General features: G+C 74.7%; 12 protein-coding genes. 5 read left to right on the top strand and 7 right to left on the bottom strand.

What is annotated here, in order from left to right; translation table 11 throughout:
- Window positions 1-83 precede the first annotated feature (83 nt).
- Window positions 84-1,988 carry an ABC transporter ATP-binding protein gene (locus ACGF5C_RS17160; RefSeq protein ID WP_393302772.1) on the top strand — a complete coding sequence of 635 codons (1,905 nt, stop codon included), beginning with the start codon at window positions 84-86 and terminating at the stop codon, window positions 1,986-1,988.
- 80 nt (window positions 1,989-2,068) lie between these two features.
- On the opposite strand, the gene thrS is transcribed toward ACGF5C_RS17160, so the two are convergent.
- Window positions 2,069-3,286, bottom strand: a complete 1,218-nt coding sequence (gene thrS / locus ACGF5C_RS17155) for a threonine--tRNA ligase (RefSeq protein WP_393302659.1) — start codon at window positions 3,284-3,286, stop codon at window positions 2,069-2,071.
- Window positions 3,287-3,857: 571 nt separating this feature from the next.
- Between thrS and ACGF5C_RS17150 the strand changes: the two genes are divergently transcribed.
- Both ACGF5C_RS17150 and ACGF5C_RS17145 read left to right on the top strand, forming a co-directional pair.
- Window positions 3,858-4,508, top strand: coding sequence for a DedA family protein (locus ACGF5C_RS17150; RefSeq protein WP_393302656.1), 651 nt, complete (start codon window positions 3,858-3,860; stop codon window positions 4,506-4,508).
- 89 nt (window positions 4,509-4,597) lie between these two features.
- Window positions 4,598-5,245, top strand: coding sequence for a DUF998 domain-containing protein (locus tag ACGF5C_RS17145; RefSeq protein ID WP_393302653.1), 648 nt, complete (start codon window positions 4,598-4,600; stop codon window positions 5,243-5,245).
- Here the strand turns inward: ACGF5C_RS17145 and ACGF5C_RS17140 are convergent.
- Window positions 5,223-6,626, bottom strand: coding sequence for an NAD(P)H-quinone dehydrogenase (locus tag ACGF5C_RS17140; protein ID WP_393302650.1), 1,404 nt, complete (start codon window positions 6,624-6,626; stop codon window positions 5,223-5,225). The genes ACGF5C_RS17145 and ACGF5C_RS17140 overlap by 23 nt on opposite strands.
- Window positions 6,627-6,732: 106 nt before the next feature.
- On the opposite strand from ACGF5C_RS17140, the gene ACGF5C_RS17135 reads away from it, so the two are divergent.
- A complete protein-coding gene (locus ACGF5C_RS17135; protein WP_091097949.1) occupies window positions 6,733-7,188 on the top strand; it encodes a gamma-glutamylcyclotransferase in 456 nt (151 codons plus the stop codon).
- 91 nt (window positions 7,189-7,279) lie between these two features.
- Here the strand turns inward: ACGF5C_RS17135 and ACGF5C_RS17130 are convergent, their stop codons facing one another.
- The 4 genes from ACGF5C_RS17130 to ACGF5C_RS17115 form a co-directional block, all read right to left on the bottom strand.
- Entirely contained in the window at window positions 7,280-8,242 is a 963-nt protein-coding gene (locus ACGF5C_RS17130; protein ID WP_393302647.1) for a GNAT family N-acetyltransferase, read from the bottom strand.
- A 149-nt stretch (window positions 8,243-8,391) separates the two neighbouring features.
- Window positions 8,392-9,135: a hypothetical protein gene (locus tag ACGF5C_RS17125; RefSeq protein ID WP_393302644.1), complete on the bottom strand. Its 744-nt coding sequence runs from the start codon at window positions 9,133-9,135 to the stop codon at window positions 8,392-8,394.
- A 37-nt stretch (window positions 9,136-9,172) separates the two neighbouring features.
- The gene (locus tag ACGF5C_RS17120) at window positions 9,173-10,123 is read right to left on the bottom strand and encodes a hypothetical protein (RefSeq protein WP_393302641.1); all 951 of its coding nucleotides are present in this window, start codon (window positions 10,121-10,123) and stop codon (window positions 9,173-9,175) included.
- Window positions 10,124-10,128: 5 nt separating this feature from the next.
- Entirely contained in the window at window positions 10,129-10,758 is a 630-nt protein-coding gene (locus tag ACGF5C_RS17115; RefSeq protein WP_357458438.1) for an MBL fold metallo-hydrolase, read from the bottom strand.
- Window positions 10,759-10,875: 117 nt separating this feature from the next.
- On the opposite strand from ACGF5C_RS17115, the gene ACGF5C_RS17110 reads away from it, so the two are divergent.
- A complete protein-coding gene (locus ACGF5C_RS17110; protein ID WP_393302637.1) occupies window positions 10,876-11,853 on the top strand; it encodes a DUF4349 domain-containing protein in 978 nt (325 codons plus the stop codon).
- Here ACGF5C_RS17110 and ACGF5C_RS17105 read toward each other — a convergent pair.
- A complete protein-coding gene (locus ACGF5C_RS17105; RefSeq protein WP_393302634.1) occupies window positions 11,810-13,069 on the bottom strand; it encodes an amidohydrolase in 1,260 nt (419 codons plus the stop codon). The genes ACGF5C_RS17110 and ACGF5C_RS17105 overlap by 44 nt on opposite strands.
- Between the last annotated feature and the right edge of the window lie 574 nt (window positions 13,070-13,643).

Here is a 13,643-nt window from a genome sequence, read left to right as displayed (position 1 = left end):
AGAAGCCGGCCGCCGACGCGCGGACGCCGAAGCGGCTGCCGGGCGGCGGGCAGCGCGGCGGCCCGCCGTGGGCGGGGGCCGGAATGCCCGCCGAGCGGTCGATGAACTTCGGGCCGTCGGCCCGGCGGCTGCTGCGCCGCCTGCGCCCGGACCGCCTCGCGCTCGTCGCGGTGATCGCGCTGGCCGTGGTCAGCGTCGGGCTGAGCGTGGTCGGGCCGAAGGTGCTCGGGCACGCCACCGACCTGATCTTCACCGGGGTGATCGGCCGGCAGCTGCCGGCGGGCACCACCGCCGACCAGGCGGTGGCCGCGGCCCGGGCGGCCGGCAACGACAGCTTCGCCGACATGCTGGCGCGGATGGACGTGGTGCCCGGCGTGGGCATCGACTTCGCCGCGCTGGCGCGGGTGCTGCTGCTGGCGCTCGGCCTCTACCTGGCGGCCAGCGCGCTGATGTGGTGGCAGGGCTGGCTGCTCAACGGCGTGGTGCAGCGGACCGTGCTGCGGCTGCGCGCCGACGTGGAGGACAAGCTCAACCGGCTGCCGCTGCCCTACTTCGACCGGCAGCCACGCGGCGAGCTGCTCAGCCGGGTCACCAACGACATCGACAACATCTCGACCAGCCTCCAGCAGACGCTGAGCCAGTTGCTCACCTCGCTGCTCACCGTGTTCGGCGTGCTGGCCATGATGTTCTGGATCTCGCCGTTGCTGGCCCTGGTGGCGCTGGTCGCGGTGCCGGTGTCGGTCGTCGTCACCGGCGCGATCGCCAAGCGGTCGCAGGCGCAGTTCATCGCCCAGTGGACACACACCGGCGAGCTGAACGGCCAGATCGAGGAGGCGTTCACCGGCCACGAGCTGGTCAAGGTCTTCGGCCGGCAGCGCGAGGTGGAGGCCGCCTTCACCGCCAAGAACGAGGAGCTTTTCCGGGCCAGCTTCGGCGCCCAGTTCATCTCCGGGATCATCATGCCGGCGATGATGTTCGTCGGGAACCTCAGCTACGTGGCGATCGCCGTGGTCGGCGGCCTGCGGGTGGCGTCGGGGTCGATGAGCCTCGGCGACGTGCAGGCGTTCATCCAGTACTCCCGGCAGTTCACCCAGCCGCTCACCCAGGTCGCCTCGATGGCGAACCTGCTCCAGTCCGGGGTGGCCTCCGCCGAGCGGGTCTTCGCGGTGCTCGACGCCGAGGAGCAGAGCCCCGACCCGGCCGAGCCGGCCCGGGTGCGCGACCCGCACGGCCGGGTCGAGTTCGCGCACGTCTCCTTCCGGTACGCCCCGGACAAGCCGCTGATCGAGGACCTGTCGCTGGTGGCCGAGCCCGGGCACACCGTCGCCATCGTCGGGCCGACCGGGGCCGGCAAGACCACCCTGGTCAACCTGGTCATGCGCTTCTACGAGCTGGACGCCGGCCGGATCACCCTGGACGGGGTGGACATCACCACGATGCGCCGCGACGACCTGCGCGGCCGGGTCGGGATGGTGCTCCAGGACACCTGGCTCTTCGGCGGCACCATCCGCGACAACATCGCCTACGGCCGGCCGGGCGCGACCGAGGAGGAGATCCTGGCCGCGGCCCGGGCGACCTTCGTGGACCGGTTCGTGCGCAGCCTCCCCGACGGCTACGACACGGTGATCGACGAGGAGGGCAGCAACGTCAGCGCGGGCGAGAAGCAGCTCATCACCATCGCCCGGGCGTTCCTCGCCGAGCCGTCGCTGCTGATCCTGGACGAGGCGACCAGCTCCGTGGACACCCGCACCGAGGTGCTGCTCCAGCGGGCGATGGCCGCCCTGCGCTCGGACCGCACCAGCTTCGTCATCGCGCACCGGCTCTCCACCATCCGCGACGCCGACCTGATCCTGATGATGGAGGACGGCCGGATCGTGGAGCAGGGCACGCACGACGAGCTGCTGGCCGCGCGGGGCGCGTACCACCGGCTGTACCAGTCGCAGTTCACCGCCGCCGCCCGGCCCGACCCCGAGCCGGCGTCGCTGTGACGGTGGTCGTCGTGACGACAGACCGCCCGGCCGCGACGGGCGGCCGGGCGACGGGGCCGGGGCCGGGGCCGGGCGGAGGCTCAGTGCGCCGGGAGGAGGGCCGCGCCGCGCCCGGCCACCACCGCGCCGATCAGCCGGAGGGCGTCGGCGGCGGGCATCGGGGCCAGGGCGCGGCCGCCGCGCAGGCGCAGCGAGACGTCGCCCTCGGCCGCCTCGCGGGGACCGATCACGGCGGCGTACGGGACCCGGGCGCGGGCGGCGTCGCGGATGCGGGCGCCCAGCGAACCGGCCGACTCCACCTCGACCCGCAGCCCCGCCGCGAGCGCGTCCCGGGCGAGCCGGGCCGCCGCCCCAACCTGCTCGTCCCCGACCGGCAGCACGACCAGCTGCACCGGGGCGTACCAGGCGGGGAAGGCGCCCTCGTGCACCTCGATCAGGTACGCGAACAGCCGCTCCATGCTGCCGACGAGGCTGCGGTGCACCATCACCGGTCGACGCCGCCCCCCGGTCGGGTCGGTGTACGACAGGTCGAACCGCTCCGGCTTGTCGAAGTCGAGCTGGACGGTGGAGAGGGTGGACTCCCGCCCGGCGGCGTCCAGCACCTGGATGTCGATCTTCGGCCCGTAGAACGCCGCCTCCCCGGGGGCCTCGGTGAACTCCACCCCGTCGAGCGCGGCGCGGAGCAGCTCCTCGGCCCGCGCCCACTGGTCGTCGTTCCCGACGTACTTCGCTCCCGGCCCGCGCAGCGACAGCCGGAACCCCGCCGGCCGTACGCCGAGCGCGGCGTGCGCCTCGCGGATCAGCCGGAGGATCTCCGCCACCTCCTCGCCCACCTGCTCCAGGGCGCAGAAGTTGTGCGCGTCGTTGAGCGAGATGGCCCGCACCCGGGACAGCCCGCCGAGCACCCCCGAGCGCTCGGCCCGGTACATGCCGCCCAGCTCGGCGATCCGCAGCGGCAGTTCCCGGTAGGAGCGGCCGCGGGCCCGGTAGACGAGGGCGTGGTGCGGGCAGAGCGCCGGGCGCAACACGAACTCGTCGTCGGCGGAGAGCCTCATCGGGGGGAACATGTCGTCGGCGAAGTAGCCGAGGTGGCCGGAGAGCTCGAACAGCTCCCGCTTGCCCAGCGGCGGGGTGTGCACGTGCCGGTAGCCGGCCCGGCGCTCCAGGTCGCGGACGTACTCCTCGACGGCGTGCCGGGCGGCGGCGCCGGCCGGCAGCCAGAGCGGCAGCCCGGCGCCGGCCAGCGGGTCGGAGACGAACAGGTCCAGCTCCCGGCCGAGCCTGCGGTGGTCGATCATGTCGCGCTCCTTGATCGGGTACGACCCGGAGGCGACCCGGTCACCGGACGCCACGAGGCCCCGGGGCGGATCGCCCCGGGGCCTCGTCGACGGTCAGGTCAGTGCGGCGCGCCGGGGTCTCCCGGCGTCGTCGTCAGCACCGCACTGCTCATGCGGCGACGGTACGCCCGCCCGCGCGGGGGCCGCAGCCGGTTTTTCGCGGGCGGCGCGGCACCTCGCGCCCTGCCCGGGGTCGCGGGAGCGGACGGGCCGCGGAACGGGGGCGGGCCGCCGGCACGGGACCTGCCGGCGGCCCGCGGCGGCCCGGTCGTCGAGAACGGGGGACCCGACGGTGATGGGGCCGCGCGCCGACAACGGTACGCCGACCGACGCCGATCCGCCGACCCCCGACGCCGATCCGCCGACCTCCGGCGGCGGTACGCCGTCGCGTCACCTTCGCCGACGCCCGCTCGTTGGTCCCGGGTAGCCCTGCCGTGTCGGTGGTCACCACGAGCCAGGGCCGTGCCCGGTGACACCGGACACGCCGTCAGGCTCGGTACACCGATCGGCCCCATTCGGCGAGGTGGCAGTGGTGCCCGAACTACTCACTGAGGTCGCGTCGCCGACCTGGGCGTACCTCGCGCTGCTCGGGTTGCTGGTCGCCGACGCCTTCGTCCCGGTGATCCCCACCCAGGTCGTCATGATCACCAGCGGCGCCCTGACCGTGTACGGCGGGCTGGACCTGCCGGTGACCATCGCCGTCGGCGCGCTCGGCGTCTTCGCCGGAGACGTCGCCTGCTACCTGCTCGGGCGGGGCGCGCCCGACCGCCGGTCGCCGCGCGACGTCGCGCCGGGCCGGGCCCGACGGGTCGCCAGCCGGGTCACCCAGGGGCTGCGCCGGCCCGGCCCGCTCGTCATCCTGCTCTGCCGCTTCGTGCCGGGCGGCCGGATGGCGGCCTGCTTCTCGGCCGGCCGCAGCCGGTACCCGTACCGGCTGTTCCTGCTCTACGAGGGCCTGGCGGCGCTGGGCTGGGCGACGTACGGCGGGCTGGTCGGGCACCTGGGCGGGACGGCGCTGACCGAGTCGGCCTGGCGGCTGGCGGTGATCGCGGCGGTGGCGGCGGCCGGGTTCGCGGCGGCGGGCTGGGCCATGACCGCCGTCGGCGCCCGGCGGGCGACCGAGCCGGATCCGGCGGCACCGGTCGTCGTCGGGGCGCGGACGGACGTTCCCGGGGCGGACTGACCACCCCGGCCGCCTAGGGGTGGTCCCCGGGGCCGATCTCGGTGGCCCGCCCGGATCCGTCTGGGGTCCCCTGCGGGACAGGCTGAGGCATGCCTGCTACCCGGAACAGTGGACTGCTGGCCCTCGGCGGGATCGCCGTGGCGGCGCTGCTCGCCGTGATCGGCCACGTCGAGGTGAACGACGACCTGAACCCCTGGGCACTGACCGTCAGCGACTTCGCGGTCTCCGACCGCGGCGGCGTGATCGACGCGGCCATGGTCGTGCTCGCCGCGGCCAGCGCCGTGCTCCTGCCCGCCCTGCGGCGCGCGCACCGCTCCCCCGCCGCCCGACCGGGGCGGGCCGCCGAGCTGCTCCTGGCCGCCTGGATCGGCGGGCTGCTGCTGGCCGCGCTCGTGCCGACGAACGAGCCCGGCCTGCCCATGGACACCGCCGCCTACGTCCACCGGTACGCCTCGGTGGTCGCCTTCCTGGCGCTGCCGTTCGCCGGCTGGCTGCTCGCGGCCCGGCTGCCGGCCGTCGCCCGCGCGGTCCGCCGGCTCACCCTGGTCAGCCTGGCCCTCGCCGCGACGATGGTCTGGTCGGCCTACCCGGGCGACCGGCTGCTGCTCGGGCTGGTCGAGCGGCTGCTCATCCTCACCGAGGTCGCCGTGCTCGCCGTCGTCGCGGTCACCCTGCTCCGCCGGTCACCCACGGCCGACCTCCCGGGCGGCCGGGTCACTCCAGCTCGTGGAGCATGAGCTGGCGGGCGGCCTCGGTGATGGAGCCGGACAGGCTCGGGTAGATCGTGATCGTCTGGGCCAGCTCGTTGACGGTGAGGTTGTTCTCCACCGCCATGGTGATCGGCAGGATCAGCTCGCTCGCCTTCGGCGCCACCACCACGCCGCCGATCACCTGGCCGCTCGCCGGTCGGCAGAAGAGCTTGACGAAGCCATCGGCGAGGCCGTCCATCTTCGCGCGGGCGTTACCGTCCAGCGGCAGCATGACCTGCCGGGCCGGCACCTTGCCGGCGTCGACCTCGTCCTGCGAGACGCCGACGGTGGCCAACTCCGGGTCGGTGAACACGTTCGCCGCGACGGTACGCAGCCGTAGCGGCCGGACGGCCTCGCCGAGCGCGTGCCACATCGCGATCCGGCCCTGCATGGCGGCGACGCTGGCCAACGGCAGCACCCCGGTGCAGTCGCCGGCGGCGTAGATGCCGGGCACGTTGGTGCGGGAGACCCGGTCGACGGTGACGTACCCGCCCCGGGCCAGCTCGACGCCGTACTCGGCCAGGCCCAGGTCGGCGGTGTTGGGGATCGAGCCGACCGCGATCAGCGCGTGCGAGCCGGACACCTTCCGGCCGTCGGAGAGCTCGACCTCCACCCCGTCGGCGGTGCGGCGCACGGCGTCGGCCCGGGAGTTGTTCAGGATGCTCATGCCCCGGTTGCGGAAGACCCGCTCGATGGCCATCGCCGCGTCGGCGTCCTCGTGCGGCATCACCCGGTCGCGGCTGGAGACCAGGGTCACCTGCACGCCCATCGCGAGGTAGGCGCTGGCGAACTCGGCGCCCGTGACGCCGGAGCCGACCACGACCAGGTGCTCGGGCAGCTCCGGCAGGTCGTACACCTGGCGCCAGGTCAGGATGCGCTCGCCGTCCGGTACGGCGGTGGGCAGTTGGCGCGGGGTGGCGCCGGTGGCGATCAGCACGGTCGACGCGTCGATCGCGTGCTCCCCGCCGCCGTCGGCCGGGGTGACGACCACGCGGTGGGTGTGGCCGAGCGTGTCCTCGCCGAGCCGGGCGGTGCCCGCGACGAAGGTCACCCCCGCCTTGACCAGCTTGGCGTGGATGTCGGCGGACTGCGCCAGCGCGAGGCGCTTGACCCGCTCGTGCACCGCCCGGGCGTCGACGGTTACGGCCTCCAGCCCGTCGGAGTGCACCCCGAACTCCTCGGTGTCCCGGTAGCCGGTCACCACCTCCGAGCTGGCGATGAAGGTCTTCGACGGGACGCAGTCGGAGAGCACGCAGGCCCCGCCGGCGCCCTCGGCCTCCACGACGGTGACGTCGGCGTCAAGCTGCGCGGCGACCAGGGCGGCCTCGTAGCCCGCCGGTCCGCCGCCGATGATCACGATCCGGCTCACAGCGCTCGCCCTTCGTCAGTGCTCACAGTGACTTTCTTCTCCCGAACGCGTCCGACACGCACCGTCGTATTCTCCCCCACCCGGCGGGCGGGCTATCGTCATCGCCGTGCGTCATTACGCCGCCTACGGCTCAAACCTCGACCCCGCCCGCATGCGCGCCTACTGCCCACATTCGCCGATGGTGGGCACCGGCTGGCTGGAAGGCTGGCGGCTCACCTTCGCGGGCGAGGACGTGATCGGCTGGGAGGGCGCGGTCAGCACCGTCGTCGAGTCCCCCGGCGACCGGGTGTTCGTGGCGCTCTACGACATCCACCCCTACGACGCCGCCCAGCTCGACGAGATCGAGGGGGTGACCGCCGGCACGTACCGCAAGCTGCACGTGCGCGTCTCCACCCTCGACGGGGACGTGACCGCGTGGGTCTACGTCTTCGACGGCTACGAGGGCGGCCTGCCCACCTCGTGGTACCTGTCGGAGATCGCGAACGCCGCCGAGAAGGCGGGCGCGCCGGACGACTACGTCACCGAGCTGCGGTCCCGCCCCACCGGCACCGCGTCGGCCTGACGCGGCTCGTCGGCCCAGCGCGTTTCCCACGGCCCCCAGTCTGCTACCGGGCGGGTCGCCGCCTCGATCCGGCCCCGGCCGGGGTCGTCAATCACACACCCGCGGCCGGGACGACCAGCTCGTACATGTCGGTCCAGCGCACCTCGCGCAGCCCCACCGACCGGTAGAGCGTGACCGGGGCGGTCGGGTTGGTCAGGTCGACGCCCAGCCCGGCGGCCTCCCGGCCCTTGGCGGCATAGACGGTGAAGCCCCGCCGCAGCAGCGCCGCCCCCACCCCCCGCCGCCGGTACGCCGGCAGCACCGACAGACTGCGTACGAAGCCCTCGTTCTGCTCCAGCGCCTGGTCCGAGGACTGGAGCGCGCCGGCCGACACCCCGTCGACCTCGGCGACGAACCACTCGTCCCAGGTGGTGCCGTGCTGGGTGACCTGCTGCCGCCAGCGGTCGAACCCGACCGGCTCGTAGTCCGGGGTGTCCCGGAACGCGATGTCGTAGATCCGGTGGAACTCGCGCAGGTCGGCCTCGTCGTCGCCGCGCAGCGGGCGGACGGTCACCCCGGGCGGGGGCGGCGGCTCGGCGGGCAGCCCGGCCAGCGGGCGGCGCATCCGCACGTACCGCTTGGCGAGGGTGAACCCGGCCTCGGTTAGCTCCGCCGCCCAGCGCGTCTCAGGGGCGAAGCCGGCGGTGCGGACGGTCAGCGCCGGCACGCCCCGCTCGGCGGCGCGTTCGGCGACGCGGTCGAGCTGCCGGGCGAGCAGCGGCGCGCGCACGTCGGCGCCGCGCTCCGGGTCCACGTACACCTCGACGAACTCGCGTCCCGCGCCGGTCGGATTGTCCAGCGTCGCCCAGGCCACGACCACGCCCTCCGGGTCGGTGACCAGCCACGAGTCGCGCGCCGGGTCGAAGAACGGCGCGGTCAGCGCGGCCGTGACGTCCTCGGCGTCGAAGTCGGGGTAACCGACGGCGAAGGTGTCGGCGGCGTGCACCACGGCCAGGATCGCCGGCACGTCGTCGAGGGTGGGGCGGCGGGCGTGCCAGCCGGCGGGGAGAGTCACGGGGGCGATCCTGACAGGCGGGCCGGCGGAACGCCGCCGAATTTCGCGCGGCCCCACGTCACGCCGGTCCGGGCTCCGGGCTCCGGGCGCCGAGCGCCGAACGCCGTACCGGTCCGGGGTGCCGGCACGGGTGCGGGCGGGGAGCCGGCTCAGCCCCGGCCCGCCAGGTGGGCCCGGGTCGCGAGGAGCAGGTCCACCAGCTCGGCGCCGTCCGCCGAGCCGAGTGCCGCGAACGCCGGCGAGGCCAACCGGTCGGTCACCGCCTCGGCCCAGAGGCGCCGCCGGACCAGCGGCCCGACCGGCGGGTACGGCGGCTGCCAACCGCAGGCCACCGCGCCCGCCTCCCCCTCCGGCCCGGCGAGCACGGCCTCCAGCGGGGTCATCCCGCCGGCCCGGACGGCGAGCAGGTAGGCCCCGGCGAAGTGCTCCCGGAGCAGGCGCAGGCCGACGGCCGCCCGGGCGCCGGCGGTGCGCTCCGGCACCGGCATCGCCCGCCACGCGGCGAAGAGCGGCATGCCGCTGGCGTCCGCCGCCTCGACGGCCCGGCCGAGCAGCGCCGCGAGCCGACCCGCCCCGGGGAGGGCGTCGAGGTGCTCGTCACCCCAACGGCAGCACTCGGCGAGGGTGGCGGCGGCCACCTCGACCGGCCGGACGGTGCGCAGGGCCGCATCCCAACCGTCGGCGACCGCGTCGGGGGCGAGGAAGCCGAGGGCGGCGGCGACCGTCTCGGCCCGGACGTCGCCGAGGGCGCCGGCCCGGCCGGTGACGTAGAACGCCCAGCCGGAGATCCCGAGCAGCCGCGCCCGGCGCAGGGTGGTCGGGCAGCGGGTGAACGCGTCACCGAGTTCGAGCACCACGGGCTTGCTGGCCGCGGCGACCTGTTCCGGCGTCATCCGCCCGCTCCCGGGTCGACCCGTCCGTCCACAGGGGTCAGTCTGCCGCGTCGTCGCCCGGCTCGGCATCCCCCGCTTCGGCGTCGAGGGCCTCGACCGCCGCCTCGACCTCGCCGGCGCGGCGGCGGGCGGCGGTGGCCGTCCGTTCCGCCCCGCGACGGGCGAGCTTCGCCCGGCTCAGGTCCTGCTCGGCGACGGCCCGCCGCCGCTCCAGCTCGGCCAGCTCCGCCTCGATCGCGTCCAGGGCGGCGGCGCCGTCGTGCTCGGCCGCCGTCGCGTCGGCCAGCTCCGCCTCGGCCCGTTCCTGGTCGGTACGCGCCTTCGCCAGCTCCTTCTCCAGCGCCCGCCGCCGGCGGGCCCGTTCCGCCCGGGCCGCTCGTTCCGCCTGCTCGGCGCGGAGGGCGGCCCGGTCGGCGCCGGCCCGCCGCTTCCCGGCCGGCTCGGGCCGGGGCTCCGGTTCCGGCTCCTCGCCGCCGGTCACCAGGCGCAGCTGCGGGCGGGGCACCTCCCCGAACCCGGCGTAGTTGGCGGCCCGCAGCAGCCGGCCGGAGCGGACCTGCTCGGCGACCTCGGTGTCGGAGAGCGCGGCGTTGAGGGTGCCCTCCACCTCGGCCAGCGGCAGCTTCCCGGCCGACGGCGCCCCCTCGGCCTCGGCCGCCAGCTTGCGCACCTCGGCGACGAGCGCGCCGACCACCGCCCGCCGCTGGGCGGACAGCTCCCGCAGCCGGGGCCCGCGCAGTTCGCGCTGGGCGGACCGCAGCGCCTCGGCGAGCTGGGCCAGGTCGGCGACCAGCTCGGGGCGGCGGATGGCGAGCAGGTTGACCAGCCAGGCGGCCACGGTGGGGCGACGCAGCCGGGCGATCTCCCGGGCGGTCTTCGGGTCGCCGGCCCGGCGCGCCTCGGCGGCGGCCTCGTCGCGGATCGCGACGAACCGGTCCGGCGGAGTGGTGTAGAGCCGGTGCACCAGCTCTCGGGGCGGGCCGGGCATCGCCGTCAGGCGTCGATTCGGGTGCCCGGTTCGAGCCGGCGGTAGTCGACCTCGGAGAGTCGGGTGAAGTTGCTGTTCAGGACGCCGAGCCCGTGGTCGTTGAGCAGCCCGTCGTGCAGCGCGTACGCCCGGCGCGGGGCCACCGCGCGGAGGAAGTCCAACGACTCGGAGAACTTCGTCCACGGGGCGTGGATCGGCAGGAAGAGCGTGTCGACCTGCACGTCCTCCGGGACGACCAGGGAGTCCCCGGGGTGGTAGACCACGTCACCGATCAGGTAGGCCAGGTTGTCCACCACCGGGATGTCGGGGTGGATCACGGCGTGCCGGCCGCCGTAGGCGCGCACCGGCACCCCGGCGGCGGTGAACGACTGTCCGGGCTGGACCGGGTCGAGCGCCTCGGCCGCGTCGCCCAGGGTGCCGGCGAGGGAGGCCGGGCCGTGGATGCGGAACGGACGCCGGTCGAGCTGCCGGGTGACCGCCTCGACGTGCACGTGGTCGGGATGCTCGTGGGTGATCAGCACCGCGTCCGCCCCGTCGAGCGCCGCGGGCTCGCTGAACACACCCGGGTCGACGACGAGCACTCCCCCGTCGTGCTCCACCCGGAGGCAGGAGTGGGCGTACTTGGTGATGTGCATCGTGACTCCAAGATTATCGAATCGTGATGTCCTGAGCGCAGTCTGCCGGAACCGGCGTGTTGGCGCGCCGCGTCTGACGTATCGCCCCGCACGGGGGCGAGGACGAGGGGAGCCGGGATGGACGGACGGGAACGACGGCGTCGGGGCGTACGGCTGACGGCCGCCGCGCTGGTGGCGCTGCTGGGGTTGGCGGCCTGCGGCAGCGGCGACTCCGGCGGGAACAAGGACTCGGCCGCCAGCGCGCCGGAGGCCGCCTCGGCGGACAAGGACCGGGCCGGCGGCGCGGCGGAGCAGGGCGGCGGGCAGGCCGAGCAGGGCGGCGGCGCGGGCGCGCCGGACCTGCGGGTGGATCAGCGGTCCATCATCTACACCGGCACGATGCGGGTGCAGGTGGACGATGTGGACGCCGCCGCGCGGAGCGCGATCGCCACCGTGACGGCGGCCGGCGGCTTCGTCGGCGGCGACCAGCGGCGCAGCGCCGATGCCGACGCGACGGCGCAGCTGGAGCTGCGGGTGCCGGCAGCGAAGTTCTACGGGGTCGTCGACGAGTTGGCGAAGCTGGGCCGACAGGAGCGGCGGGAGATCGACACCGAGGACGTCACCGAGCAGGTGGTCGACCTGGACGCCCGGATCACCACCCAGCGCGCCCGGGTGGAGAGCGCCCGCCGGCTGCTGGCCCGGGCCACCACGATCACGGACCTGGTGTCGCTGGAGAACGAGCTGTCCCGCCGGGAGTCCGACCTGGCCTCGCTGGAGGCGAAGAAGGAGCGGCTGGCGGACCTGGCGAGCCTGTCCACGATCACCGTGTCGCTGGTCGGGCCGGACGTCAGCACCGCCGACGAGGAGACCGAGATCGGCTTCCTGGTCGGGCTCAAGGGCGGCTGGAAGGTCTTCCTCACCTCGATGACCGTCCTGCTGACCGTGCTCGGTGCGGTGCTGCCCTGGCTGCTGGTGTTCGGCGTACCGCTGGCGGTGCTGCTGGTGGTGCTGCGCCGGCGGCGGCGCAGGGGCCCGCCGCCGGTGACGCCGGCCGGGCCGGCGGCGCCGCTGCCTACCGCGCCGCCGCCAGTGCCCGCAGCGCGGTCTGGACCATGAGCCGCACGCCGACCGGGATGGCCCGCTCGTCGACGTCGAACGAGGCGCGGTGCAGGTCCACGTTCGGGCCGGAGCGGCCCACGCCGAGCCGGGCGAGCGCGCCGGGGACGTACTCCAGGTACCAGGAGAAGTCCTCGCCGCCCATGCTCTGCGGGGTCTCGGCGATGCCCTCCGGCCCGAGCGCGGCGGCGGTGGCGGCGGTCAGGATCTGGATGGCCCGCGAGTCGTTGCTGACCGGGGGGCGACCGCGCAGGTATTCCAGGTCGACGGTGGCCCCGGTCGGCGCGATGACGTCGCGGACGACCTGACCCACGATCTTGGGGGCCAGCTCCCAGGTGTCGCGGTCCATCACCCGCAGGGTGCCGGAGGCGGACGCCTCGGAGGGGATGACGTTGTAACGGGTGCCGGCCGAGGCGTGGCCGAACACCAGCAGCAGCCCGCTGTTGGCCGGCACCCGGCGGCTGACCAGGGCCGGCACCTCGGTGATCAGGCGGCCCAGCGCGTCGACCAGGTCGACGGTCAGGTGCGGTCGGGCGGTGTGCCCGCCGGGGCCGGTGAGCCGGACGGTGACGTTGTCGGCGGCGGCGGTGATCGGGCCGACCCGCAGGCCGACCTTGCCGACCGGCTGGTTCGGGTCGCAGTGCAGCGCGAAGATCTGCACCACGTCGTCGAGGCCGCCGGCCTCGATGACCTCCAGCGAGCCGCAGGGCAGGATCTCCTCGGCCGGCTGGAAGATCAACCGGACCCGGCCGGGCAGTTCGCCGAGGTCGGCGAGCTGCGCCAGCAGCATGCCGACGCCGAGCATGACCGTGGTGTGCACGTCGTGGCCGCAGGCGTGGCAGACGCCGTCCACGGTGGAGCGGTACGGCACGTCCTTCGAGTCGGTCAGCGGCAGCGCGTCGATGTCGGCGCGCAGCGCGACCACCGGGCCGTCGGGGCGGCCGTCGATGTCGCAGATGACCCCGTTGCCCTTGGGGAGCAGTCGCGGGCTCAGCCCCGCCAGGGAGAGCTCCCGGGCGATCAGGGCGGCCGTCTCGAACTCCTCGCCGGAGAGCTCCGGATGCGAGTGGAGGTGACGACGGGTGGCGATCAGCCCGGGTACCCGGAGGGCGAGCAGGTGGTCCAGCTCGAACGGCAGGGGCTCGGACCCGGACGGCGCCTCCGGCCAGGACGACGCCAGCTGGCTGCCGGTCGGCAGCGTCAACGCACTCGTCACGTCGAATTCTCGTTCGCTAGAAATGGATGGATCATCAGGAACAGCAGACAGCCTAGACCTCCGGCGGTGACGCTGCGCAACCTCGTTCCGGTGATGATCAGAGCGCGCAGCGTCACGAATGCCCTGCTGGGAGCGTTCGTAGATCTGCGGGACAGCAGGTAGATCGCGATTGAACGCCGTCATCTGCCCCACACCTCCTACACCGCGTAACCGACCCGGCCGTCACCAAATCGACGCCGATCTCGGGAGCCGTCGTTCCGAATTGTCGCATTAGTCGGTCCGGTGAACTGACACTCCGACAATTACGCGACCGCTGTCGGCGGCGAGGCTCCGAAGACGGTCACACGACCGGGCACGGAACGACCGCACACCGTGTGCGTCCGGGTCCACCCCGTCGGGATACCCCCGAACCCCTCCGGCAACCGCCGTGACCGGTGGGCCACGCCGCCCCGCCGCACGCGGAAGCCCTCCGGCGGCGTCGCCGGGCCCGCTCCCGCGGTCTGCGTCGCCGATCGGCGACGGGAACTGACTCCGACTGTAGCGCTCGCCCGGCACGCGGCGCGACCTGCGCAAA

The organism is Micromonospora sp. NPDC047620 (genome assembly GCF_043205005.1).
GTDB lineage: Bacteria > Actinomycetota > Actinomycetes > Mycobacteriales > Micromonosporaceae > Micromonospora.
The sequence above is the reverse complement of the archived record's forward strand: the minus strand, read 5'-3'. Positions and strand labels throughout refer to the sequence as shown.

Bases quoted from the DNA above. Each gene is read 5' to 3' on its own strand.
- ACGF5C_RS17160 (WP_393302772.1), top strand. From the start codon at position 84: ATGCCCGCCGAGCGGTCGATGAACTTCGGGCCGTCGGCCCGGCGGCTG.
- thrS (WP_393302659.1), bottom strand. From the start codon at position 3,286: ATGATCGACCACCGCAGGCTCGGCCGGGAGCTGGACCTGTTCGTCTCC.
- ACGF5C_RS17145 (WP_393302653.1), top strand. From the start codon at position 4,598: ATGCCTGCTACCCGGAACAGTGGACTGCTGGCCCTCGGCGGGATCGCC.
- ACGF5C_RS17125 (WP_393302644.1), bottom strand. From the start codon at position 9,135: ATGACGCCGGAACAGGTCGCCGCGGCCAGCAAGCCCGTGGTGCTCGAA.
- ACGF5C_RS17120 (WP_393302641.1), bottom strand. From the start codon at position 10,123: ATGCCCGGCCCGCCCCGAGAGCTGGTGCACCGGCTCTACACCACTCCG.
- ACGF5C_RS17115 (WP_357458438.1), bottom strand. From the start codon at position 10,758: ATGCACATCACCAAGTACGCCCACTCCTGCCTCCGGGTGGAGCACGAC.
- ACGF5C_RS17110 (WP_393302637.1), top strand. From the start codon at position 10,876: ATGGACGGACGGGAACGACGGCGTCGGGGCGTACGGCTGACGGCCGCC.